Consider the following 22,090-nt stretch of genomic DNA (forward strand, 5'->3'; position numbering starts at 1 on the left):
GTACAGGGTGCCCCGCCTTCCTTCTAGGGCGGGGCACCGAACCAGCTGGAACTAAGGACGACAGTTGCCCGCTCAGCACGACATCGACTCCGAACGCGAGCTCTGGGACACCTTCGCCGAGAGCACAAAGGACAAGACCCTGGAGGCTGAACCGGTGCTCTGCTGGACGCAGTACGCCGGGCACGGCCCAGGGCACGAACTCCTGGGTTCGCCAAGGACGGCACTGGAAATCGGCTGCGGTACCGGGCGAGCGTCGGCGTTCCTCCTGAGCCAGGGGGTCAAGGTCACGGGCTTGGACCTGTCTCCGGTCGCAGTCAAGCACCTGACCGAACGTTGGGGGACCAGGGGCGCGGAGTTCGTCTGTGCGGAAGTGCTTGAGCACTTGGTGGCGAGCGCTGAGACGTACGACGCCGTCTATTCCATTTTCGGCGCGGTTTGGTTCACCGACCCCGTGAAACTCTTTCCGCTGATCTCCACGCGGCTCAACCCTGGTGGCACGCTGGTCTTCTCCCAACCCCCGGCCATTCCAGGGGCCTACGGACCCCAGGGCATGTACAAGGGCGGCTTCGCGGGCAAAGCAATGTTCACCTACCGGTACAGCTACACCCCCCGCAAGTGGTCCGCGCTGCTCGCCAAAAGCGGTTTCCAGGACGTCGAAGCAACCGTCCTGGACGCCCCCACCGAGGGACATATCGGGACCCTGATCGTACGCGGCGTAAAGCGCTGATCTTCTCGGCCATGCGAACCCTTCCGCTGGAACTGGCGGGGGGGGGCTTGCTTTGTTCGCGCGGTTCAGTGTCGGGAAGAGGCTGGCGGCGAGTACCGGCCGGACACTGCCATGCGAGGACATCTTGACGGTTCCGCCAATGGTGGCCGATTACATTGGCAGGGAGGTCACGTATCCCCCAGCGGACCCGCTTCCAGATATGGGCGGATCAGTGCCCGGAGCGGTGGCGCATCTTACGCGCCCGGTTGAAGCCCTCGCGGAGTTCCGCGTCACGAATGGCGAGACAGCAAGGTCACGAGCGATCCGGAGGCCAGGGAGAACCCCGTCGAGGTCTGTGCGAGAACGCCCGGCATTACCCGCCGGGCTGCGCCATGACCGCTACGGCCGCTCCCGTAAGGACGGGCGGAGCGCGGAAGCCCGCCGCCTCCGGTGCGGCTCGGCTCGGCCGGCCTGTCGTCCCTTGGCCAAGGGCGGGTTCTCCGGCCGCGGGGCGCGCTGCAGGTCACGTAAATGCCAGAAAACGCAGAAAACCCCAGATCAACTGGGGTTCTCGCTGGTGTCCGAGGGGAGACTTGAACTCTCCACTCGGACACCAGCACTGTACTTGGATGACCTGCGGAAATATCCCCGACACGCCACAGAGTTGACGGGGCTCGTTGGTCATGCTTTCCCCCTGTTTCGGGCCGTTTCGGACCGCTGTTGGTCACGCGTTGGTCACGTGACCAACCAGGGCGGAGCGGGTACCTGCACTTATCCCCCATGATCGTCTACCCGACAACGCGAATATCCGCGATGTGCCATAGACCAGGCAGACTCATCCGACCTACCGTCCTCTTGGCGCCGGGGACCGCCCCTGCATCGAAGGAGGGCACGATGGCACGCGAGGAACTGACCCGTCTTACCGGCCAGGCCGGAGGGCCCGAGTGCGACGACGACGATTGCCCCAACGTCTACCGGACCAAGAGCGGTTCATTCGTTATCCAGGGGGACGTGTCTGACGCGTTCACCGCGCCCGCAGGTGAGGCCCTGGTGGAGATCCCGGAACACGTTCTGAGGGAGGCTGTCCGTGCTCTTGGATGGTGAGGAGTGGCGTAGGTACTTCGACGCCTTCGAGCGCGAAGCGTGGCGGTTCGAGGCGCAGCCCACATACACCATGCCCAAGGAGCAGGAGAACGTCGCCCGCTTCCTGCGGGACGAGAGCAAGCCCGACGACCACAATGCTCGCTGGCATGAACGGGTACGCGGATACGTCGAGTCCGGCAAGCGCATCGGTCGCGTGCGCATCGTGCGCCAGCCGCTCACTGACTACCAGCGGTACCAATTCGCGTGGGGCATTCCTGGCAATATCGCGGCCGGGGAGGATATCCGCGTCTTGGACGTGACGCAGGAGGACTACGGTTTGCCGCTCTCCGGGCGTGACTGGTGGATGTTCGACGAAATCCGCATCGCGTACCTGAACTTTCGACAGGACGGTACCCAGATCAATCGCGAGGCGTACGAGGGTAACCCCGCTCCCTATCGGGAGTGGAAGCGAATCGCCCTAGAACACGCAGTGCCTTTCGAGGAGTACGTGAAGGGCCTTGACGTTTGATCCTGAGCAGCTAGGACAGTCGAAGGCTGACCTGGCGGAAACACTCCGCACGATGCGCAGGCGAGCCAGCCGCACACAGGTTTGGCTCGCCCAGCGCTGCAACATGTCCCAAACCAAGCTCAGCAACATCGAGACCGGTCGAATCACACCCGGACTTGTCGACGTTGAGTTGATTCTTAGAGCCCTCGACGCACCCCCGGAAATGGTGGCAGAAGTGGCCACCCTCGCGCGGCTCGCCAATACGGAGTGGCAGGGTAAGCGGGCATCGTGGCGTCGAGGACTGGAAAAGCGGCAGTCGGAACTGGCTGGCCTCGAAGCGGAAGCCGTGACGCTCCGGTACTTCCTGCCCGCAATGGTGACAGGACTCCTGGCCACACCTGAGTACATCAGGGATAGCCTGAGCCACTCGCCAGTGGACATCTCCAAGACAGTCGCGAAGAAGCTGGACCGGCAAGCGGTCCTCTACGACACCTGGAAACGGTTCACGTTCCTGTTGACGGAGCAGGCCGTCAGGTGGGCAGTGGTCCCCCGTGCCGCAATGGCCGTGCAGATTGACCGCCTCGTCTCGTTATCCCATCTCCCCAACGTGCACATTGGCGTGATTCCGTTGGGGTCGGCCATTGGTCGTGGCCCGATGAATACTTTCACGGTTTACGACCAACGCTTGGTGACTGTAGAGACGTTCACCGGGCGCATAGTTTTTCAGGACGCTCGGGACATCGCGGAACACCTCGAAGTGTTCGGCTTGTACGAGCGTCATGCGTTGTTCGACGAAGATGCCAGAGAGCTGTTTCGAGATTGGGCTACCTCCTACCGTTCATGATCGTCTACCCCGCAACGCGAATATTGCTGGAGACTCGATGCTTACGGGCCGAGGATGTACCTATGCCGACCGAACCGAAGAGCGACAGCCAGAAGGCCCCGCAGGGTTGGCGGATGGACCCCGTCCCAAGCCGTCCGGCGTACCGGGATGTTGATGGGAACATTCGTGTGCCCATGTGGTTGACGAAGAGCGGTCGGCACATGGCAGACACGGAAATGGTTTTGCTCCCGTCTGAGGCCGCCTTGCTGGCGGACAATCTGACCAACGCCACGCAGAACAACTCCCGATCGATGCTGCATGAGTTGTTCCGGGAGTCGGCGACGGCTCTTGGCCCTGGCGTGGTGTACGTGCGGAAGTCGGAGCAATACCAGTCCTGAGCCTGCCCCCTTTCACTGACCTCACGGGAAGGCACACCCATGCCTGGAACCGACCTGTACGGCCTGCCTATCGACGGAGCTACGTTCTTCAAGGTGTGCGGGGGCAACACGCACCCGGACGGCGAGTCCTGCGCCACGCTGGCGAAGATCGGCCCCGACGCGTGGGCGCTGGGCGACGACAAGCGCCCCGACATGGCTCCGTTGCGCTTTACCACCGCCGAACTGACTGCAGCCGGTATCGACCCGGCCCGCTTCACCGTCTCGGCCTGACGGCCGTTCCTGGTGTCCTCCGGCCCCGACTCGATCCCCCGAGGGACGGGGCCGGTTGGGCCCTCCCCCTTCTTCCTGCATTGAACGGGACGACAGTTGCACCACCATGCGTATCTGTGGACCGGTTCCAAGCAGCGGTTCGATGACGAGGCGCTGAGACGGCCCCCGAACTCCGATCCGCCCCCTGCGGACGGCAAGCCGGAACTGATTTAGCGGCACAGGGAAGTGAAGACGGAGTTCCCCATCGTGGACCTCCCGCCGCTCGAAACGGCCTACTGGCTGATCAAGCCGGAGAAGTTGGTCCGGGGCACCTGGGAGGAGCCGAAGGAAGCGGCGGAATGGCTCGGTCAACGGCTCACCGAGTACGCGCCCCGGTTCGCTTCCGAGTCGGACCGTGACAGTACGCGGCTGGCGCTACTGGTCAACTCCTCTGCCGAACGGCTCGGTTGGGGCGGGGACGTGTCCCACGGCTTCTACCTCGAACGCCCCTCGTACCTGTCCCTGGCCCTGGTGTGCTGCTCACCGAATCGCGCCATGCCGGACCTTCCCTGCCCGACGGCCGGACACCTGACGAGGGAGAGCACGCAACGATGCCCCGCTCAATCTTGCGGTACACGAAGCACCGGATCACCCAGCACCCAGACACAGAGGTGACGTTCGAGGCGAAGTGCCTGACGTGCGGCTGGGAGGCCGCGCCTTCGGCGGATGGCGCGGCCGTGGACGTGGAGTGCATGAGCCACACTGGCCGGACCCAGCACGCACAATTCCGGCGCCTGTGCACATCGGTCGCCCTGGTGGAGCGGGCCGAGTAGAGCCGAAGCAACGGAATGAGCCTCGGCCCATTTCGGGCCGGGGCTGTTGTGTTGGTTGGTCAGAGGAGTGCTCGGAAGGGGTTGGCGTCGAGCGGTGCCGGGCGCTTCGGTTCGGGCGCGGGCTCCGGGGCCTGCTTGGGAGTCGAGCGGTAGGCGTCCATGCGGACGACCGTGGCGCGGTTCTGCTCACGCTCTGGAGCCGCCGGCATCGGCTGCGGAGTCGGAACCGGCTGCTCTGCGTGAACGGGAGCGTCACCGCTGAGCGTCAGAACCGTTTTCGGGCGACCGGTCTTCCCTTCCCGTTCCACAGTTACGGCGATTCCGGGCAGTTCCTTGACCTCGGCGGCCGACGCACCCACATACGGAAGCACCTGGGAAGACGTGGCCCGACCGCCATGCAGTTCGATCCGGGCCCGGACCTTGTCGGCGAGACTGAGCGGCTGCCGCTTCACCTTCGGAGCGTCGGTTCCCTTGGTGATCCGTACGGCGTCCCGGACAGAGCGCCGTACGAGCGAGAACGCGGCCGTCAGGATCTCGTCCGTGATGGTCTCGGAACACTCGGAGGCCGCGAGGCAGGCGGCCACCCTGAGAGTCTGCTCTGCGGTCCGCTCAATGAATACCGCCTGCCCCTCCGGCAGGGTCTCGCCCAGGATGCGCGCGTACCGGCGAACGGTCCGCCACAGCGGCCGGGCATCCTCGGAGAGCGTGATCACGGTGAGTCCAAGCGCCGTGGCCAGGTGGCGGAACTCCATCTGATGATCAGCGTTCGCCGTACCGTCCAGGATCTTCCCGAAATAGGTCAGCATCACGGCCACGGTAGGAATGAACGACTCGTCCCACATAGCGGCCTGCGGCGACTTCCATCACTGCTGCCACTGGTCACGCTCGGAATCTAAGTCCGTGCGGCACGTCCCTAACATCCTGTCCGGTGCGCTCGGTGCGGCCGTGCCCAAGTTGATACCGAGCAATCCGGCCGCCGCCGCGAACCCGCCCACGGGCCGGGAGATACGGGCGCAGGAACGGGACTTCCCCACCCTGGGCGACGACGGGACCGCCCGGTTCCTGTCCTCGGTGGGGGAGCCGTGCGGCAACCGTGCCTGCGTCGGCGGCCTGACTCATCACTGTCTTCGGGATGCTCCGCTGTGGACCGTCTACGCCGCCACCGGAGTGCGGCGCAGCGAGGCCCTGGGCATGAAGTGGTCCCTCATCAACTGGGTCGAAGGCTCCGTCGAGTTGGGATGGGTGGTGGTCGAGGAAGGCAACACCTACCGGCTGCAGAAGCTGACCAAGGACGGCGACGCCAACGCCGTCATCTACGTGGACCAGTCCGTGATAAACGTCCTCAAGTGGCAGAAGGAACGCCAGGAAGCCGAACGCGCACGACTCGGCGCCGCATGGACGGATCATGATCTGGTGTTCGCCCGCGATGGCTTCAAGCTCTACCGGGGCGAGGCTGGCGGGCCGCAGGGCCCCGAGAAGGTCTCGGCACGGTGGCGCACCCTCCGCAACCGTCTGCACCTGCCGGACGACTTCCGCATCCACGACTGGAGGCACAGCAGCAAGGTCACGAACGATCTGGAGGCCGGGGAGAACCCAGTAGAGGTCTCCGTCAATGTCCGGCACCGCTCGCCGGGCTACACCATGGCCCGCTACGGCCACTCACGTAAGAACGGAGCCCGGAGGCTCGCCGCCTCCGGAGCCAACAGGCTCGGCCTGTCATCCCTGGTCTGACCAGGCAACTCTCTGGGCTGTTGGTCACGTGGCTGGTCACGCCACACCCCAGAAAAGCAAAAAACCCCTGATGAACAGGGGTCTCAGCTGGTGTCCGAGGGGGGACTTGAACCCCCACGCCCGATAAAGGGCACTAGCACCTCAAGCTAGCGCGTCTGCCATTCCGCCACCCGGACAAGGTGTCTGCCGGTTGGCCCGTGGCCGTTCCGACATGGAAAACAATAGCAAACCTCCGGGGGTGCTCGATCACCCGCCCGGGGCGGGCCGGAGTGGGCCGGGGCGGGGTCTGTGGCCTGGGTGTGTCGGCAGCATTGCGGCCTTGGGCTGCGGAGGCGTGGGGTGGAGGATGGCGGTGGACCCTCGCGTGCGGACGTCCGTACCGGGGCGGCCCCACGGCCGAGCGGTCCGAGAAACGAACGATGAGGAGGCAGCGTGAGCGAGGCGAACCCGGCGCGTACGGGCGCGGGCGAGGACGAGGTCGTCGACCTCTGCCGGGACCTGATCCGGATCGACACCAGCAACTACGGGGACCACTCCGGGCCCGGCGAGCGGGTCGCGGCGGAGTACGTGGCCGAGAAGCTCGCGGAGGTCGGGCTCGAACCGCAGATCTTCGAGTCCCACCGGGGCCGGGCGTCCACCGTCGCGCGGATCGAGGGCGAGGACCGGTCCCGGCCGGGGCTGCTCATCCACGGGCACACCGACGTCGTGCCCGCCAATGCCGCCGACTGGACGCACGACCCCTTCTCCGGCGAGATCGCCGACGGGTGCGTCTGGGGTCGCGGCGCGGTCGACATGAAGGACATGGACGCGATGACCCTCGCGGTCGTACGGGACCGGCTGCGCTCCGGGCGCAAGCCTCCGCGCGACATCGTGCTGGCCTTCGTCGCCGACGAGGAGGCCGGCGGCACGTACGGCGCGCGGTATCTCGTCGACAAGCACCCGGGGCTCTTCGAGGGGGTGAACGAGGCGATCAGCGAGGTCGGCGGGTTCTCGTTCACGGTCAACGAGAAGCTGCGGCTGTATCTGATCGAGACGGCGCAGAAGGGCATGCACTGGATGAAGCTGACCGTGGACGGCTCCGCCGGTCACGGTTCGATGATTCATAAGGACAATGCCATCACCGAACTGTCCGAGGCCGTCGGGCGGTTGGGCCGGCACGAGTTCCCGATTCGGGTGACCAAGACGCTGCGGGCCTTCCTCGACGAGCTCGGGGACGCTCTCGGCACCGAGCTCGACCCGGAGAACATGGACGACACGCTCGCCAAGCTGGGCGGCATCGCCAAGCTCATCGGCGCGTCGATGAAGAACACCGCCAACCCGACCCAGCTCGGCGCCGGCTACAAGGTCAACGTCATCCCGGGGCAGGCCACCGCGCACGTCGACGCGCGTTTCCTGCCGGGGTACGAGGAGGAATTCCTCGCCGATCTCGACCGGATCCTCGGGCCGCGAGTCCGGCGCGAGGACGTGCACGCGGACAAGGCGCTGGAGACCACCTTCGACGGGGCGCTGGTCGACGCGATGCAGTCGGCGCTGCAGGCCGAGGACCCGATCGCGCGCGCCGTGCCGTACATGCTCTCGGCCGGTACGGACGCCAAGTCCTTCGACGACCTCGGCATCCGCGGCTTCGGGTTCGCGCCGCTGAAGCTGCCGCCGGAGCTGGACTTCGCCGGAATGTTCCACGGCGTGGACGAGCGGGTTCCGGTCGACGGCCTGAAGTTCGGTGTACGGGTGTTGGACCGCTTCCTGGACCAGTGCTGAGGCGGGCCGGCGCCAGTGCGGAGCGGTGCTGATCCGGTGAGTGCCGACATGAGAATCCGATAGTCGCCAGCGAGTGCGACCTTCACCGGAAAGAGTGAATGGAGCTGTAGGTTCGTAGCTCGAATCCCCCCTCCTCGTTACAGGTTGTGCGGTCCGCGGCTTGGATCGCATTGCCAACAAGGAGGAATAATGATCAAGAAGATCGTCGCCGCTGCGGCTGTCACTGGTGGTCTGGTGCTCGCCGGTGCGGGTCTGGCGGTTGCCGACTCGGGCGCCCAGGGCGCTGCTGTGGGCAGCCCCGGTGTGCTGTCGGGCAACGTTGTCCAGGTGCCGATCCACGTTCCGGTGAACGTGTGTGGCAACGCGATCTCCGTGGTCGGGCTGCTGAACCCCGCCTTCGGCAACACCTGCGTCAACACCTGACGTTGTGCCACAACCCGTGAGGGTGTGATCCCGGTTGGCCCCGGAGCGCGTGTCCTGCGCTCCGGGGCCGCTGGGCATCCGGCGAGTGGGCAACGAGCCCCCTCGCGTTTCGCAAGGCAGGCAGAAGTCAGGGGAACGAACCTATGCGACAGGTCGCGAGAAAAGGCCTGATCACCGTAGCGGCCGCGAGCGGCGTACTCGCCGTGACCGGCGGCTACGCGCACGCGGACTCGGTGGCCCGCGGTGGCGCCTCACAATCGCCGGGCGTGCTGTCCGGCAATTCGGTACAGGTCCCATTGGACGTGCCGGTGAACGCGTGCGGCAACACAGTGAGCGTCGTCGGACTGCTCAATCCCACCACAGGGAACAAGTGCGCCAATGGCTCAAGCGGCGCCCATCACCACGGCCACGGCGCGAAGCCGAGCGGCCACAGCGGGGCCGTCGCCCACGGAGGCAGCCACCACTCGCCCGGGATCGGCTCGGGCAACGGCCTCCAGGTGCCGATCGACGTGCCGGTCAACGCCTGCGGGAACAGCGTCAACGTGGTCGGTCTCGGCAACTCGACCACCGGCAACGACTGCGCCAACCCGGACGTCCCGCGGGGGCCGGGGCATTCGCCCGAGAGCCCGCACGAGCCCCAGCACCCGGGGCAGCCGCACTCGCCGAGCCGGCCCGATCACCCCCGGAGCCCCGGCCACCCCGAGGTTCCCGGGCAGTCGCACACGCCTCCGACCGGCCGTGCGATCCCGCCGAACCCGAACCCGAACCCGAACCCGAACCCGGGACGGTCGCAGACGTCCGAGGTGTCGCAGGTGCACGATGTCGCACCGTCCCCGCACACCGTGGGCACCGAGCAACTCGCCCAGACCGGCGCGGGACAGCTGGGTACGGTCATCCCGGTCGGCGCCGGACTGCTGCTGGGCGGTGCGATGCTGTATCGCCGCGCCCGGGTGGCGCGGCACTGAGCGGATCGGGGCCCCGGCAGCGGCCGGGGCGAAGCGGAGCGGGCCCCGCCGGCGCGGGGCCCGCTCCGTGTTTGCTCACCACGTGGCGTGCAGCTGACGGATGATCCGCCGCCGCAGCCGCGCCTTGCGGCTGCCGTCGGGGTTGAGTCGGAGTCGGTCCAACTCCCAGTATCCGTACTCGGCGTGGTCGGTCAGCAGGCGCGCGGCAGCGTTGCGGGAGACCCCGCGCGGCATGTACACGTCGCAGAATTCATATTCCGGCATCGCCACCATTGTGCTCGGTGCGAGCCGATTTCGGCACCCTGCGCCACACCGTGCCGCACGGCGACCGTCGGGCGAAATGTGAATGATTATGGACATTTGACCACTCTGCCGTGGTCAAGTACTCGGCCGTGCCGGGATATTCGCGTCTTGGCATCGCATCTACTGCGCGTGAACAGCCCAGGTGCGGATAGCGTCTGCACTATGTCTGATGCTGCGCAGCCAACCGCTGCCGAGGTACGTGCCGCCGCCGAGGCGGTCAAAGCCGCGCTGGATCGTCACCTCGACGCCGTCGAACGCAGGTCGGGGGAGGACGACCCGGACGTCTACGCCGCGTTCAACGAACTGGCCGCGGCCGCTGAGACGTACGACGAGCTGCTCTACGACGTCTACGACGAGGTAACGCCCTTCGAGATCCCCGGCGACGAGTCCCTGCCCGCGTACGCGGGGCCGGAGGAGCCCAGCGCGCTGAGCGTGCTGATCCGCCGCGACTACGCGGTGGACGAGCCGCAGCGCCTCCTCGCCCAGGCGCAGCGGGTGGCCGATCTCGACCCGGACGTCGACACCGGGAACGGCACGGCGGGTGGCGCCGCGGGCATCGTCGGCAGCAGTGTGCACGCCGCTCTCGGAGTGCTCTTCGGCGAGTACGAACCGGACGAGATCGCCTCCCGGCACAAGGAGTTCGGCCTGGAGGAAGGCGACTCCACGCTGTGGGTGGCGGCCCTCGACGAACTGCCCGAGCCGGGGGAGTGGCTGACCGCGCCGTTCGATCAGACGGACCCGCAGCGGGTGGTGTGCCGCTTCGACGTCAGCTCGGTCTTCGACGAGGAGTTCGAGGACGAGACCGAGGACGAGATCAGCGACGAGATCACCGACGAGGCCAGTGACGAGATCAGCGACGAGGAGGACGACCTGGAGCCGCTCGGGCCGGAGCGCTGACCCCGGCCCGAGCGGTAGGCCGGGCCACCGCGCGGTCGCCCGGCCTCCGGTTCACTCCTCGGCCCTGTCCTGTGCCTGGAGCAGCGACCGCAGCCGGGTGGTCCGCGGCTTCGCCGGCACCTCGGCGATGGCATGGGGCAGCGCCTGGTCCACGCCGTGCACCACGGACAGGTGCCGCTCGCCGCGGCTGAACGCGGTGTACACCCAAGCGCGGCTCAGCGCCTGGGCGGCGTCGCCCGGCAGCACCACCACGGCGGCGGGCCAGCGGACGCCCGCCGCCTGGTGAGCGGTCACGGCCCAGCCGTGCCGCACCGTCTCGCCCACCCGCTCGCGCGGCACGACGACGGGCGTGCCCGCGCACTCCAGGCGCAGCCCCTCGGCGTCCGCCGAGACCACGGTGCCGGCCGTCATCCGGCCCGGCGCCGGTACGTACGCGACCCGGTCGCCCGGGTCGAACCCGCCGAACCGGCCCGGCCCCGGGTTCAGCCGCTCCTTGAGCGCCGCGTTGAGCGCGCGCGTCCCGGCCGCCCCGCCATGGCCCGGCGTGATCACCTGGGTGTGGTCCGAGGAGACGCCGATCGCGCGCGGGACCGAGTCGGCGACCAGCTGCACGGTGCGGTGCACCGCCTCTCCCGCGTCCCGCACCGGGACGATGACAACCTCCTTGCCGGGCGCCTCGACCTGGTTCAGCTCGCCGATACCGATCCCCGAGACCAGCTCGCCGATCGGGCCGAGGTCCGGGGTGCGCGAGACGAGGGCGGGGCAGACGCGGGCCGCCGAGACATCCGCGAACACCCGGCCGGGCCCCGCCGACCAGAGCGTTCCGGCATCCCCGCTGAGCACCAGCCGGGCGCCGTCCGCCAGGGATTCCACGAGCATCGCCGCGGTCTCCACGTCGAGTTGCGGAGCGTCCAGCACGACGAGCAGGTCCAGGGCGAGGGCGCCGTCCGCGTCCCGCCCGGGCCCTTCCAGGCCGGCGAGCAGTCCCGAGACGGTGACTGCCGGGTCGTACGGAGCCGGGTCGTACGGAGCCTGATCGTCCGGGGCCTGATCGGCTGGGCTCTGACCGTCGGGCCCCTGGTCGTACGGAGCCCGGGCGGCCGGACCCTGATCGGTCGGGGTCCGGCCGATCAGGGCGCTCGCCCGCTGCCTGCCGTCCTCGCTGTGTGCGGCCGCGTACGCGCGCAGCCCGCCGGCGCGGGCGGCGGCGACCAGCGCCGCCGGTTCGGCGCGGGCGGCTTCGCCGCCGGTGTGGGTCACCAGGCCGTTGCCCGCCGCGGCCCGGATCAGCTCGGCCGCGGAGGGGGACGGCGCGCCGGACGCCGCCCGCTCCCACGCGTCGGCGGGCATGCCGGTGCCGTCCTCCGCCACCGGCGAGTTGATGAGCCGGGCCAGGCCGTCGGCGAGGCTCTCCTCGGCCATGGCATAGCGGTCCAGCCCCAGCAGCACGCGGACCGGCACCTCCTCGTCCTCGTCACCGCCGGCCGACGGGCGCCCGGCCCCGGCTCCCGGGGTTTCGACGGCTTCCTGGAAGACGAGCACCGCGCCGTCGGCGATGGCGGCCTGCAGCGCCTCATCCGGGTCCGGTACGGCCTGCTGGGCGAGCGCCGCCCGCAGCGCGGACGACTCCAGCACCGTGTGCCCTTCGAGCGCGGCGCGCTCCAGCAGCCATCCGACCAGCGCCTGGGCACGGCGCTCGTCGCCGGGCCCGCACTCCCCGCCGAGCAGGGCCCGCGCGAACCCGTCGGCCTGCTCGGGCCGCACGCCGGACACGCCGAGCAGCTGCCAGGGGTCCTCGCGCAGCGCCTCGGCGGCGCGCTCGCCGAGAGCGTCCACGGCCTTCTCGGCCAGTTGCTCGGGAGCTCCGCCCGCCGCGAGCACCTGCCGGACCCCGTCCAGGCCGGCGGCCGGGACCATCCGGTGCGCAGGCGCAGGCGCAGGCGCAGGCGGGGCCGTGGGGGCGGCGGTGCGCGCCGCCGCGTCAGCGCCGCGCTCCTGCCCCACACGGGCCGCCGATGAGGAAGCAGGGGCGGGAGCGGGAGCAGACGTGGGCGTGGGCGCCGGTGCCGGTTTCGGGCGGTTCGGCGTGCTGAAGAACGACGCGGCCGACCGCTCCCCGTTTTCGACGGCCCGTACGGCCGCGGCCAACGCCTCGGCGGCAGCGGACCGCGCGGGCTGCCCGTCCCCGTCCCCGGCGTCACCGGGCGGCCCCGAGGCATCGGCCTGCCCACGCGCGGCCTCCTCCGCCCCGGCCGCGGCCGGGGCGCGTACGGGCGCGGCCGGGCCCGCTTCCGCCTCAGGCGCCGAGCCGTCGCCCGCTGCCGGTACGGACTCCGCCGCACTGCCGCCATCGGGCGGCGCGGACGTCCCCGGACCCCCACTGCCCGGTGCGGGGTCGCCCGGTGCCTCGACGCCGGGCGCGGACGCCTCCGAAGCGTCGACATCCTCCGCGGGCGCGTCCGGTGCGTCACCGGACGGCGTCGACGCGACCGGGGTCCCGGTGTCCGATACGGGCGCTCCCACCACCTCGGCCTCCGGCGCGGGAGCCTGATGCCCCCCGTCCGGTGCGGGCGAATCCGGGTTGGCGCCTGCCGGCGTGGCCGCTGGAGTGGCCTCCTTGGGGGGCTCGGCGGCCTCGGGGGCGAGGCGGTCCGTATTCACAGCGTGCTCCAGTCCTGGTCGGGATAGCGGTGCACGGGCGCCGACACGTCGTCGAGCGCCTGGCAGATCTCGTCAGGAAGCGTAAGGGCCTCCACTGACAACGCGGCTCTCAGCTGCTTTGCGTTGCGCGCCCCGACGATGGGCGCGACCACGCCGGGGCGGTCGCGCACCCAGGCCAGCGCCACCTGGAGGGAGGTCGTGGCGAGGCCGTCCGCGGCGGTGGCGACGGCGTCGACGATGTGCCCCGCCGCCTCGTCCAGGTAGGGGGCCACGAAGGGGGCCAGCGCCTCGGAGGCGCCGCGCGAGTCCGCCGGAGTGGCGTGCCGGTACTTGCCGGTGAGCACGCCCCGGCCCAGTGGCGAGGACGGCAGCAGCCCCACCCCCAGGTCCAGCGCGGCGGGCAGCACCTCGCGCTCGATGCCGCGCTGGAGCAGGGAGTACTCCATCTGCGTGCTGGCCAGCCGGGTGCGCACACCGGGCGCGCTGAGCTGCCAGGTGGCGGCCTTGGCCAGCTGCCAGCCGGAGAAGTTGGACACCCCGGCATACCGCGCCCGTCCGCTGCTGACCGCGATGTCCAGTGCTTGCAGGGTCTCGTCCAGCGGCGTCGCGGGGTCGAAGGCGTGCACCTGCCAAAGATCGACATGGTCGGTGCCCAGCCGCTCCAGCGACGCGTCGAGGGCGGAGAGCAGATGCCCCCGCGAGCCGTCGAAGCGCCGGTCCAGATCGGGGACGCTGCCCGCCTTCGTCGCGATGACGAGGTCGCGGCGCGGCACGAGCCCCTCCATCAGCTGCCCGAGCAGATACTCCGCGCCGCCGTCCGCGTACACATCGGCGGTGTCGACCAGGGTGCCGCCCGCCTCCCAGAAGGCTTTGAGCTGATCGGCGGCGTCGTGCTCACCGGTGTCCCGGCACCAGGTGAGCGTGCCGAGCCCGATCCGGGATACGCGCAGGCCCGTGCGGCCGAGATGCCTTTGCTCCATGAGCGCTCAGATTAGTGGGCAGGGAACTTTCCGTGGCTGCCTGTGGATAACTCGGCCCTGACGTATCCGAGGTCCGCGCGCTAGAGTCCCCGCTACAGGGACGTTACTGATGAGTAAGGGGAGCGGTATGCGGCTTGGCATCAACCTCGGCTACTGGGGAGCCGGGATGGACTCGGACAATCTCGCGGTCGCCCGCGAGGCGGACCGCCTCGGCTACGCGGTCTGCTGGGCCGCCGAGGCGTACGGATCGGACGCCGCCACCGTGCTCGCCTGGGTGGCCGCGCAGACCGAGCGGATCGACGTCGGCTCCGGCATCTTCCAGATCCCCGCCCGTACCCCCTCGATGACGGCGATGACCGCCGCCACCCTCGACTCGCTCTCCGGCGGCCGGTTCCGGCTGGGCCTCGGCGTCTCCGGCCCGCAGGTCTCCGAGGGCTGGTACGGGGTCAAGTTCGACAAGCCGCTCGCCCGTACCCGCGAATACGTCGAGATCATCCGCAAGGCCATGTCCCGCGAGCGCCTCAGCCACGAGGGCGAGCACTGGACGCTGCCGCTCCCCGGCGGCCCCGGCAAGCCGATCAAGCTCACCGTGCACCCGGTACGCGAGCACATCCCGCTCTACGTCGCCGCCATCGGCCCGAAGAACCTGGAGCAGACCGGCGAGATCGCCGACGGCGCGCTGGTCGTCTTCTTCTCGCCCGAGCACGCCGAGGAGACCACGCTCGGCGCGCTCCGCGCCGGCCGGGCCAAGGTCGACAAGGACCTCGACGGCTTCGATCTCGTACCCACCGTCCCCATGGCCATCGGCGACGACGTGAACGCGCTGGCCGACCTCTTCCGCCCGTACACCGCCCTCTACGTGGGCGGCATGGGCAGCGCCAAGCAGAACTTCTACAACAAGCTCGCGCAGCGCATGGGGTACGGGAAGGAGGCCGCAGAGATCCAGGAGAAGTACCTCGCCGGGGACAAGGAGGGCGCGGCCGCCGCGATCCCGCGCGAGCTGATCGACTCCACCGCGCTGCTCGGGCCCGTGGAGCGCATCGCCGAGCGCATGCAGGCGTACGCCGAGGCCGGGGTCACCACCCTGTCGCTGGCCCCCGCCGGCTTCACGCTCGACGAGCGGATCGCGGGGCTGCGGGCTGGCGTCGACGCCCTGGAGCGGGCCGGGCTCGCCTGACAGGCGCCGAGCGAAGAGGAGGCGCCGGGGGCGGCAGGAATGCCGTGCGTGGAGGAGGCGCCGGGAGCGGCGAGAATGCCGTGCGCGGCAGGCGCTCCGGAAGCGCCGGAGAGGTCTGCGGCCGTGGTGGGGGCTCGGGGGTCTTCCCCGCCACGGCCGTCACCGAGCACAACGCCCCGGCCGCCTCGGCGGTTACGCGCCCCGGGCCGTCGGCCTGGCGTGAGACCGAGCACACGCCCGTACGCCCGATGTCCGTACGCGGTCAGGCCCGTATGCGGTCGGCCCCGTACGCGGTTACGCCCGCACGCCCGGCGGCGACGGGCCCCTACAGCCACCCCCGGCGCTTGAACATGCGGTGCAGCCCGAAGACGAGCCCCACCATCACCGTGATCACCGCCGGATAGCTCCACGAATACCGCAGTTCCGGCATGTGCTCGAAGTTCATCCCGTATATCCCCGCGACCATCGTCGGGACCGCGGCCATCGCCGCCCACGCGGAGATCTTCCGCATGTCGTCGTTCTGCCGCACCCCCGTCTGCGCGAGATGCGCGGAGAGGATGTCGGACAGCAGCCGGTCCAGCCCCTCCACATAGTCGTTCGCGCGCGTCAGATGGTCGCTGACGTCGCGGAAGAACGGCTGCGACGTGGCGTGTACGTACGGCAGGCCGGCGCTCGCCAGCCGGGACATCGGCTCCGCGAGCGGGCCGGTGGCCCGGCGGAACTCCACGACCTGGCGCTTGAACGCGTAGATCCGGCCGGCCATGCGCTTGGTGTCGCCGCCGGTCGGGGCGAACACCTCGGCCTCCAACTCCTCCAGGTCCACCTGCAGTTCCGCCGCCACGTCGATATAGGTGTCGACGACGGCATCGCTCACCGCGTACATCACCGCCGTGGGGCCGTGCTGGAGCACCTCGGGGTCCGCTTCCAGCCGGTGCCGCACCCGGGTGAGCGGGTTGCCGTGGCCGTGCCTGACCGTGACGACGAAGGAGTCGCCGACGAAGACCATCAGCTCTCCCGTGGCGACCGTGTCGGCCTTCTCGTCGTACTCGACCGGCTTGAGCACCAGGAAGAGCGAGTCGTCGTAGACCTCCAGCTTGGGCCGCTGGTGTGCGGCCAGCGCGTCCTCCACGGCCAGCGGGTGCAGGCCGAACTCACTGGTCACCAGCGCGAATTCGCTCTCGGTGGGCTCGTGCAGCCCGATCCACAGGAAGGAATGCCCCTCGGCGCGCGCCTGGTCCAGGGCGTCGGAGAAGTCGGCGGGGCCGTCGGTGCGGCGTCCGTCGCGGTAAATGGCACAGTCCACGATCACGGAGAGCATTCTTCCGCCCCCCACTGGGATGTACACCAGGCACGGGCAAAGGCGAGTCGTAGGGTGGCGCCATGCCCACGTTGATCCTTGTCCGGCACGGCCGGTCCACCGCCAACACCGGGGGAGTGCTCGCGGGCTGGACCCCCGGCATCGCCCTCGACGAGAGCGGTACGGCGCAGGCCGCCGCGCTCCCGGCCCGTCTGGCGCGGCTGCCGCTCGCCGCCGCCGTCACCAGCCCCCTCCAGCGCTGCCAGGAGACGCTCGCCCCGCTGCTCGCCGATCGGCCCGATCTCCCGCTCCACACCGACGACCGGATCGGCGAGTGCCACTACGGCGACTGGTCCGGGCGGAAACTCGCCGAGCTCTTCGACGAACCGCTGATGACCGTCGTCCAGCAGCACCCGTCCGCCGCCGCCTTCCCCGGCGGCGAGTCCATACGGGAGATGCAGGCGCGCGCGGTGGGCGCGGTCCGCCAGTGGAACCAGCGGATCGAGGAGGAGCACGGCGCCGACGCCGTCTACCTCATGTGCACGCACGGCGACATCGTCAAGTCGCTCGTCGCCGACGCCCTCGGCATGCACCTCGACCTGTTCCAGCGCATCGCCGTCGACCCCTGCTCGGTGACCGCGATCCGGTACACCCGGCTGCGGCCGTTCCTGCTGCGCCTCGGCGACACCGGCGACTTCGGCGGTCTGCTGCCGCCCGAGGGGCCGTCCGCCGGGGGCGGCGAAGCGGGTGACGCGGCGGTGGGCGGCGGCTCCGGAGCGCCGTGATCGACGGGCGCAGTAGGGTGGTGGCGCGGCGTCGCCCGCTTCGGTCGCCGAACCGGCGGCTCCGTCGGACTGGCAGTACCGGCAGCACCGGCAGTTGAGCACTATCGCGGCCGACCCGCCATCCGCATGTCCATAGTCGTGATATCCGCAGTCGATACAAAATGGAGCAGGACGTTGTCCCGTCAGGTGTTCCTCTACGACCCGCCGGACCGCTTCGTCGCCGGTACGGTCGGGCTGCCTGGCCGCCGTGCCTTCTTCCTGCAAGCCACCGCAGCCGGCCGGACCACCAGCGTCGCGCTGGAGAAGACGCAGGTCGAGGCGCTCGCCGAGCGCATCGACGAACTCCTCGACGAGGTGGTGCGCCGCACCGGGGGCAACGCCCCGGTACCGGCCGTCGCCCCCGCCGAGGTCGCCGACACCGCGCCCCTGGAGACCCCCGTCGAGGAGGAGTTCCGGGTCGGCACCATGGCCCTGGCCTGGGACGGCGAGGAGCAGCGCATGGTGGTCGAGGCGCAGGCCCTCGTCGAGCTCGACGCCGACTCCGAGGAGGACCTCGCCGAGGCCGAGGAGCGATTGCTCCAGGACGAGGCGAACGGTCCCCCGATGCTCCGCGTGCGGCTCACCGGGCTGATGGCCCGCGAGTTCGCCAAGCGCGCCCTGGAACTCGTCAACGCCGGCCGCCCGCCGTGCCCGCTGTGCAGTCTGCCGCTCGACCCGGAGGGACACGTATGCCCGCGCCAGAACGGATATCGCCGCGGGGCGTGATGCCGCCGCCCGAGCTGTTGACGCTCGGCGAGCTGACAGTGCACGGGAGGGTGCGGGAAGCGTCCAACGCGGTGCTGTACTGCACGGTCTCGTACGAGGGCCACAGCGCGGCGTGCGTGTACAAGCCGGTGGCGGGGGAGCGCCCGCTGTGGGACTTTCCCGACGGCACCCTCGCGCAGCGCGAGGTGGCGTCGTACGAGCTCTCCGAGGCCATGGGCTGGAGCCTGATCCCGCAGACCGTTCTGCGCGACGGGCCGTACGGGCAGGGCATGTGCCAGCTGTGGATCGAGCCGTCCGCGGAGGCGGAGGACGATGGCGATGGCGGTGGCGGTGGTGAGACGGGTGGCGACGCCGATGCCGGTACCGACGACTCCCATGAAAACGGGAACGGGGACGGGCTCGGCGGCGGCGCCGGGCTGCTGGCGCTGATCGAGGGCGAGGAGCCCGGCCCCGGCTGGAAGGCCATCGGCTTCGCCGAGGTCGGCGAGGGCCGCACCGCGCTGCTGGTGCACGCGGACGACGTACGGCTGCGCCGGCTGGCCGTTCTCGACGCCGTGATCAACAACGGCGACCGCAAGGGCGGCCATCTCCTGCCCGCCTCCGGTGGTCACTTTTACGCCATCGACCACGGCGTGACCTTCAACGCGGACGACAAGCTGCGCACCCTGCTGTGGGGCTGGGCGGGCGAACCGCTGCCGTCCGACGCGCTGGACGCACTGCGACGGCTTGCGGCCGACCTGGCCGACGGCGGCCCGCTCGTCGCCCGACTGGCCGAGCTGATCACCACCGTCGAAATCGAGGCTCTGCGGAGTCGCGTAGCCGATCTTCTGCGGACCGGACGACACCCCGTGCCCAGCGGTGAGTGGCCGGCGATCCCCTGGCCCCCGGTCTGACCAGCACGCGGCCGGGGTCCGCGCAAGACCGCTTAACCAGCCAACGACCGCTATCCGGTTCGTATACGGACAGTGCATCCGGTTACGCTCAAGGCATGTATGCCTGGCCCGCTTCTGAGGTGCCCGCCCTGCCTGGCAGTGGCCGCGACCTCCGAATCCACGACACCGCGACCGGCGGCCGAGTCTCGCTCGCCCCCGGTCCCGTCGCCCGTATCTACGTCTGTGGCATCACGCCCTACGACGCCACCCATATGGGGCACGCGGCGACCTACAACGCGTTCGACCTCGTGCAGCGCGTGTGGCTCGACACCAAGCGGCAGGTTCAGTACGTCCAGAACGTCACCGACGTCGACGACCCGCTGCTGGAGCGGGCCGTACGCGACGGCAAGGACTGGACAGCCCTCGCCGAGAGCGAGACGGCCCTGTTCCGCGAGGACATGACCGCACTGCGCATGATCCCGCCCCAGCACTACGTCGGTGCCGTCGAGTCCATACCCGACATCGTCCCCCTCGTCGAACGGCTGCGTGACATCGGCGCCGCCTACGAACTCGACGGCGACACCTACTTCTCCGTGGAGTCCGACCCGCACTTCGGCGGGGTCTCCGGGCTCGACGCCGAGGCCATGCGGCTGCTCTCCGCCGAGCGCGGCGGCGACCCCGAGCGGCCCGGCAAGAAGAACCCCCTCGACCCGATGCTGTGGATGGCCGCCCGCGAGGGCGAGCCCAGCTGGGACGGCGCCTCGCTCGGCGCGGGCCGCCCCGGCTGGCACATCGAGTGCGTCGCCATCGCCCTCGACCACCTCGGCATGGGCTTCGACGTGCAGGGCGGCGGTTCCGACCTCGCCTTCCCGCACCACGAGATGGGCGCCTCCCACGCCCAGGCGCTGACCGGCGAGCACCCCTTCGCCAAGGCATACGTGCACGCCGGCATGGTCGGCCTGGACGGCGCGAAGATGTCCAAGTCCAAGGGCAACCTCGTCTTCGTCTCCCAGCTGCGCCGGGACGGCGTGGACCCCGCCGCCATCAGGCTCGCGCTCCTCGCCCACCACTACCGCGCGGACTGGGAGTGGACGGACGGCATCCTGGCGGAGGCCGTGGAGCGCCTCGGCCGCTGGCGCGCCGCCGTCTCGCGCCCCGACGGGCCCTCGGCCGACGCGCTCGTCGAGGAGATCCGCGAGGCGCTGGCGGACGACCTCGACGCGCCGGCCGCGCTCGCGGCGGTCGACCGCTGGGCCGCCGCGCAGGCCGCCGGCGGCGGCACCGAGGAGGGCGCGCCCGGCGTGGTCTCCCGCGCCGTCGACGCGCTGCTCGGCGTGGCGCTCTGACCGGACCGGGTACAGGCAGGGGCGCTTCCCGTTGGGGAAGCGCCCCTTTTACGTGCGCGCAGCGGGCCCGGGCGGGGGAGCGGGGGCGTCCTGCCTCCGCGAAGCCCTTTGCGCTCGCGGCGCGGGTTCAGTCCTCGCCGTCCTTCTTCTCGTCTCCGTCGTCCTTCTCGCCCCTGTCGTCCGGGCCGTCGGAGTCCGGGCCGTCCTCGGCGTCGGGGCCGTCCTCGGCGTCGGGGCTGTCCTTGGCACCAGGGCCGCTCTTGGCGCCGGAGCCGCTCGCGCCGTCGGGGCTGTCCTTCGAGTCAGGGCTGCCATTGGCGTCAGAGCCGTCCGTGGCGTCGGGAGCGTCCTTGGCGTCAGGCTCCGGGTCACGGTCAGGGCCGGATTCCGTACCGGGCCTCGCCTGCGGCGGCGCATCGTCCTTCGCCGTCGGCTTCCTCGGGCGCGTACGGCCGCTGGACGTATCGCGGAGATACGATCCGTCGCGGCCGTCCGCGACCCCGCCGTCCGTGGCGTGGCCGCCCGGCTGCCCCGGCCCCGGCTGGCCGTCGCGGCGCCGCAGATAACGCTCGAACTCGCGGGCGATGGCCTCGCCGGACGCCTCCGGCAGCTCGGCCGTGTCGCGCGCCTCCTCCAGCGACTGCACGTACTCCGCGACCTCGCTGTCCTCCGCCGCCAGCTGGTCCACGCCCAGCTGCCAGGCGCGGGCGTCCTCCGCCAGCTCGCCGAGCGGTACGCGCAGGTCGATGAGGTCTTCGAGGCGGTTGAGCAGCGCCAGGGTGGCCTTCGGGTTCGGCGGCTGCGACACGTAGTGTGGCACCGCCGCCCACAGGCTCACCGCGGGCACGCCCGCGTGCGCGCACGCTTCCTGGAGGATGCCCACGATGCCGGTCGGACCCTCGTACCGGGTCTCCTCCAGATCCATCGTGCGCGCCAGGTCCGCGTCGGAGGTCACGCCGCTGACCGGCACCGGCCGGGTGTGCGGGGTGTCGCCGAGCAGCGCGCCCAGCACCACCACCATCTCGACACCCAGCTCGTGCGCGAAGCCCAGGATCTCGTTGCAGTACGAGCGCCAGCGCATGCTCGGCTCGATGCCGCGCACCAGCACGAGGTCGCGTGGTTTCGCGCCGCCGGTGCGGACCACGGAGAGCCGGGTCGTCGGCCAGGTGACCTTGCGGACCCCGCCGTCCAGCCACACGGTGGGCCGGTTGACCTGGAAGTCGTAGTAGTCCTCGGCGTCGAGCGCCGCGAAGACCTCGCCCTTCCACTCCCGGTCCAGGTGCCCGACCGCGGAGGAGGCGGCGTCGCCGGCGTCGTTCCACCCTTCGAAGGCACAGATCATGACCGGGTCGATCAGCTCGGGAACCCCCTCAAGCTCGATCACCCAGCGCCTCCTTCCGACCGGGGCGGACGGCTCGTACCGCCACCGGTTGCAGTTCCAATGCGTGCGCCCCAAGCCTACGGCTTCCAGGGCCCCTCACCGCAGCCCCTGTGCACGGACGAGTACCCATTCATCCGAGGTGTCCCCGG

Annotated in this window: 23 protein-coding genes, 1 tRNA gene and 1 pseudogene; 18 read left to right on the forward strand and 7 right to left on the reverse strand. The window is 70.1% G+C overall.

The annotated features are described in order from the left end of the window. Positions 1-64 precede the first annotated feature (64 nt). The 8 genes and pseudogenes from AC07AB_RS23420 (at position 65) to AC07AB_RS23455 (ending at position 4,600) form a co-directional block, all read left to right on the forward strand. Complete coding sequence (locus tag AC07AB_RS23420) at positions 65-727, forward strand: class I SAM-dependent methyltransferase (RefSeq protein WP_478569961.1); 663 nt, start codon at positions 65-67, stop codon at positions 725-727. Between the two features lie 873 nt (positions 728-1,600). Continuing rightward, complete coding sequence (locus AC07AB_RS23425; protein WP_344375784.1) at positions 1,601-1,810, forward strand: hypothetical protein; 210 nt, start codon at positions 1,601-1,603, stop codon at positions 1,808-1,810. Next, on the forward strand, positions 1,794-2,318 hold the full coding sequence (locus AC07AB_RS23430) for a DUF6879 family protein (RefSeq protein WP_478569963.1): 525 nt from the start codon (positions 1,794-1,796) through the stop codon (positions 2,316-2,318). The genes AC07AB_RS23425 and AC07AB_RS23430 overlap by 17 nt, the downstream gene beginning before the upstream one ends. Next, complete coding sequence (locus AC07AB_RS23435; protein WP_478569965.1) at positions 2,308-3,141, forward strand: helix-turn-helix domain-containing protein; 834 nt, start codon at positions 2,308-2,310, stop codon at positions 3,139-3,141. The genes AC07AB_RS23430 and AC07AB_RS23435 overlap by 11 nt, the downstream gene beginning before the upstream one ends. A 62-nt stretch (positions 3,142-3,203) precedes the next feature. Then, a complete protein-coding gene (locus AC07AB_RS23440; protein ID WP_478569967.1) occupies positions 3,204-3,518 on the forward strand; it encodes a hypothetical protein in 315 nt (104 codons plus the stop codon). Between the two features lie 39 nt (positions 3,519-3,557). Next, on the forward strand, positions 3,558-3,788 hold the full coding sequence (locus AC07AB_RS23445; protein ID WP_478569969.1) for a DUF397 domain-containing protein: 231 nt from the start codon (positions 3,558-3,560) through the stop codon (positions 3,786-3,788). A 96-nt stretch (positions 3,789-3,884) separates the two neighbouring features. Then, a pseudogene (locus tag AC07AB_RS23450) lies at positions 3,885-4,349 on the forward strand (hypothetical protein); the annotation flags it as partial. Between the two features lie 29 nt (positions 4,350-4,378). Then, complete coding sequence (locus AC07AB_RS23455; RefSeq protein ID WP_478569971.1) at positions 4,379-4,600, forward strand: DUF7848 domain-containing protein; 222 nt, start codon at positions 4,379-4,381, stop codon at positions 4,598-4,600. A 59-nt stretch (positions 4,601-4,659) separates the two neighbouring features. Here AC07AB_RS23455 and AC07AB_RS23460 read toward each other — a convergent pair whose 3' ends face one another. Then, positions 4,660-5,406: a hypothetical protein gene (locus AC07AB_RS23460; RefSeq protein WP_478569973.1), complete on the reverse strand. Its 747-nt coding sequence runs from the start codon at positions 5,404-5,406 to the stop codon at positions 4,660-4,662. Between the two features lie 94 nt (positions 5,407-5,500). Between AC07AB_RS23460 and AC07AB_RS23465 the strand changes: the two genes are divergently transcribed. Then, the gene (locus AC07AB_RS23465; RefSeq protein WP_478569975.1) at positions 5,501-6,331 is read left to right on the forward strand and encodes a tyrosine-type recombinase/integrase; all 831 of its coding nucleotides are present in this window, start codon (positions 5,501-5,503) and stop codon (positions 6,329-6,331) included. 88 nt (positions 6,332-6,419) lie between these two features. Here AC07AB_RS23465 and AC07AB_RS23470 read toward each other — a convergent pair. Next, positions 6,420-6,507, reverse strand: a tRNA-Leu gene (locus tag AC07AB_RS23470). Between the two features lie 256 nt (positions 6,508-6,763). Between AC07AB_RS23470 and AC07AB_RS23475 the strand changes: the two genes are divergently transcribed. The 3 genes from AC07AB_RS23475 to AC07AB_RS23485 all read left to right on the forward strand — a co-directional run bounded on the left by AC07AB_RS23475 (position 6,764) and on the right by AC07AB_RS23485 (position 9,477). Further along, positions 6,764-8,089: a M20/M25/M40 family metallo-hydrolase gene (locus tag AC07AB_RS23475; protein ID WP_478569977.1), complete on the forward strand. Its 1,326-nt coding sequence runs from the start codon at positions 6,764-6,766 to the stop codon at positions 8,087-8,089. A gap of 189 nt (positions 8,090-8,278) precedes the next feature. After that, entirely contained in the window at positions 8,279-8,512 is a 234-nt protein-coding gene (gene chpH / locus AC07AB_RS23480; RefSeq protein WP_478569979.1) for a chaplin ChpH, read from the forward strand. Positions 8,513-8,655: 143 nt separating this feature from the next. After that, positions 8,656-9,477, forward strand: coding sequence for a chaplin (locus tag AC07AB_RS23485; RefSeq protein ID WP_478569981.1), 822 nt, complete (start codon positions 8,656-8,658; stop codon positions 9,475-9,477). Positions 9,478-9,552: 75 nt separating this feature from the next. Here AC07AB_RS23485 and AC07AB_RS23490 read toward each other — a convergent pair whose 3' ends face one another. Then, entirely contained in the window at positions 9,553-9,741 is a 189-nt protein-coding gene (locus tag AC07AB_RS23490) for a DUF5703 family protein (protein ID WP_478569983.1), read from the reverse strand. A gap of 201 nt (positions 9,742-9,942) precedes the next feature. On the opposite strand from AC07AB_RS23490, the gene AC07AB_RS23495 reads away from it, so the two are divergent. Beyond that, positions 9,943-10,677: a hypothetical protein gene (locus tag AC07AB_RS23495; protein WP_478569985.1), complete on the forward strand. Its 735-nt coding sequence runs from the start codon at positions 9,943-9,945 to the stop codon at positions 10,675-10,677. A gap of 51 nt (positions 10,678-10,728) precedes the next feature. Here AC07AB_RS23495 and AC07AB_RS23500 read toward each other — a convergent pair whose 3' ends face one another. Both AC07AB_RS23500 and AC07AB_RS23505 read right to left on the reverse strand, forming a co-directional pair. Next, positions 10,729-13,338: a helix-hairpin-helix domain-containing protein gene (locus AC07AB_RS23500; protein ID WP_478569987.1), complete on the reverse strand. Its 2,610-nt coding sequence runs from the start codon at positions 13,336-13,338 to the stop codon at positions 10,729-10,731. After that, a complete protein-coding gene (locus AC07AB_RS23505) occupies positions 13,335-14,318 on the reverse strand; it encodes an aldo/keto reductase (protein ID WP_478569989.1) in 984 nt (327 codons plus the stop codon). Before AC07AB_RS23505 ends, AC07AB_RS23500 begins: the two co-directional genes overlap by 4 nt. Positions 14,319-14,445: 127 nt before the next feature. Here AC07AB_RS23505 and AC07AB_RS23510 point away from each other — a divergent pair, with 127 nt between their 5' ends. Then, positions 14,446-15,495, forward strand: coding sequence for an LLM class F420-dependent oxidoreductase (locus AC07AB_RS23510; RefSeq protein WP_478569991.1), 1,050 nt, complete (start codon positions 14,446-14,448; stop codon positions 15,493-15,495). A gap of 325 nt (positions 15,496-15,820) precedes the next feature. Here AC07AB_RS23510 and corA read toward each other — a convergent pair whose 3' ends face one another. After that, a complete protein-coding gene (gene corA / locus AC07AB_RS23515; protein ID WP_478569992.1) occupies positions 15,821-16,813 on the reverse strand; it encodes a magnesium/cobalt transporter CorA in 993 nt (330 codons plus the stop codon). A gap of 62 nt (positions 16,814-16,875) precedes the next feature. Here corA and AC07AB_RS23520 point away from each other — a divergent pair, with 62 nt between their 5' ends. The 4 genes from AC07AB_RS23520 to mshC all read left to right on the forward strand — a co-directional run bounded on the left by AC07AB_RS23520 (position 16,876) and on the right by mshC (position 20,560). After that, positions 16,876-17,577, forward strand: a complete 702-nt coding sequence (locus AC07AB_RS23520) for a histidine phosphatase family protein (RefSeq protein ID WP_478569994.1) — start codon at positions 16,876-16,878, stop codon at positions 17,575-17,577. Between the two features lie 174 nt (positions 17,578-17,751). Next, a complete protein-coding gene (locus tag AC07AB_RS23525) occupies positions 17,752-18,342 on the forward strand; it encodes a DUF3090 domain-containing protein (protein WP_363129536.1) in 591 nt (196 codons plus the stop codon). Then, positions 18,306-19,235, forward strand: coding sequence for an SCO1664 family protein (locus AC07AB_RS23530; RefSeq protein ID WP_478569996.1), 930 nt, complete (start codon positions 18,306-18,308; stop codon positions 19,233-19,235). Before AC07AB_RS23525 ends, AC07AB_RS23530 begins: the two co-directional genes overlap by 37 nt. A 95-nt stretch (positions 19,236-19,330) precedes the next feature. Then, complete coding sequence (gene mshC / locus AC07AB_RS23535) at positions 19,331-20,560, forward strand: cysteine--1-D-myo-inosityl 2-amino-2-deoxy-alpha-D-glucopyranoside ligase (protein ID WP_478569998.1); 1,230 nt, start codon at positions 19,331-19,333, stop codon at positions 20,558-20,560. 127 nt (positions 20,561-20,687) lie between these two features. On the opposite strand, the gene AC07AB_RS23540 is transcribed toward mshC, so the two are convergent. Continuing rightward, on the reverse strand, positions 20,688-21,944 hold the full coding sequence (locus AC07AB_RS23540) for a PAC2 family protein (protein ID WP_478570000.1): 1,257 nt from the start codon (positions 21,942-21,944) through the stop codon (positions 20,688-20,690). Between the last annotated feature and the right edge of the window lie 146 nt (positions 21,945-22,090).

It is taken from the genome of Streptomyces sp. NPDC044033, from assembly GCF_056434425.1.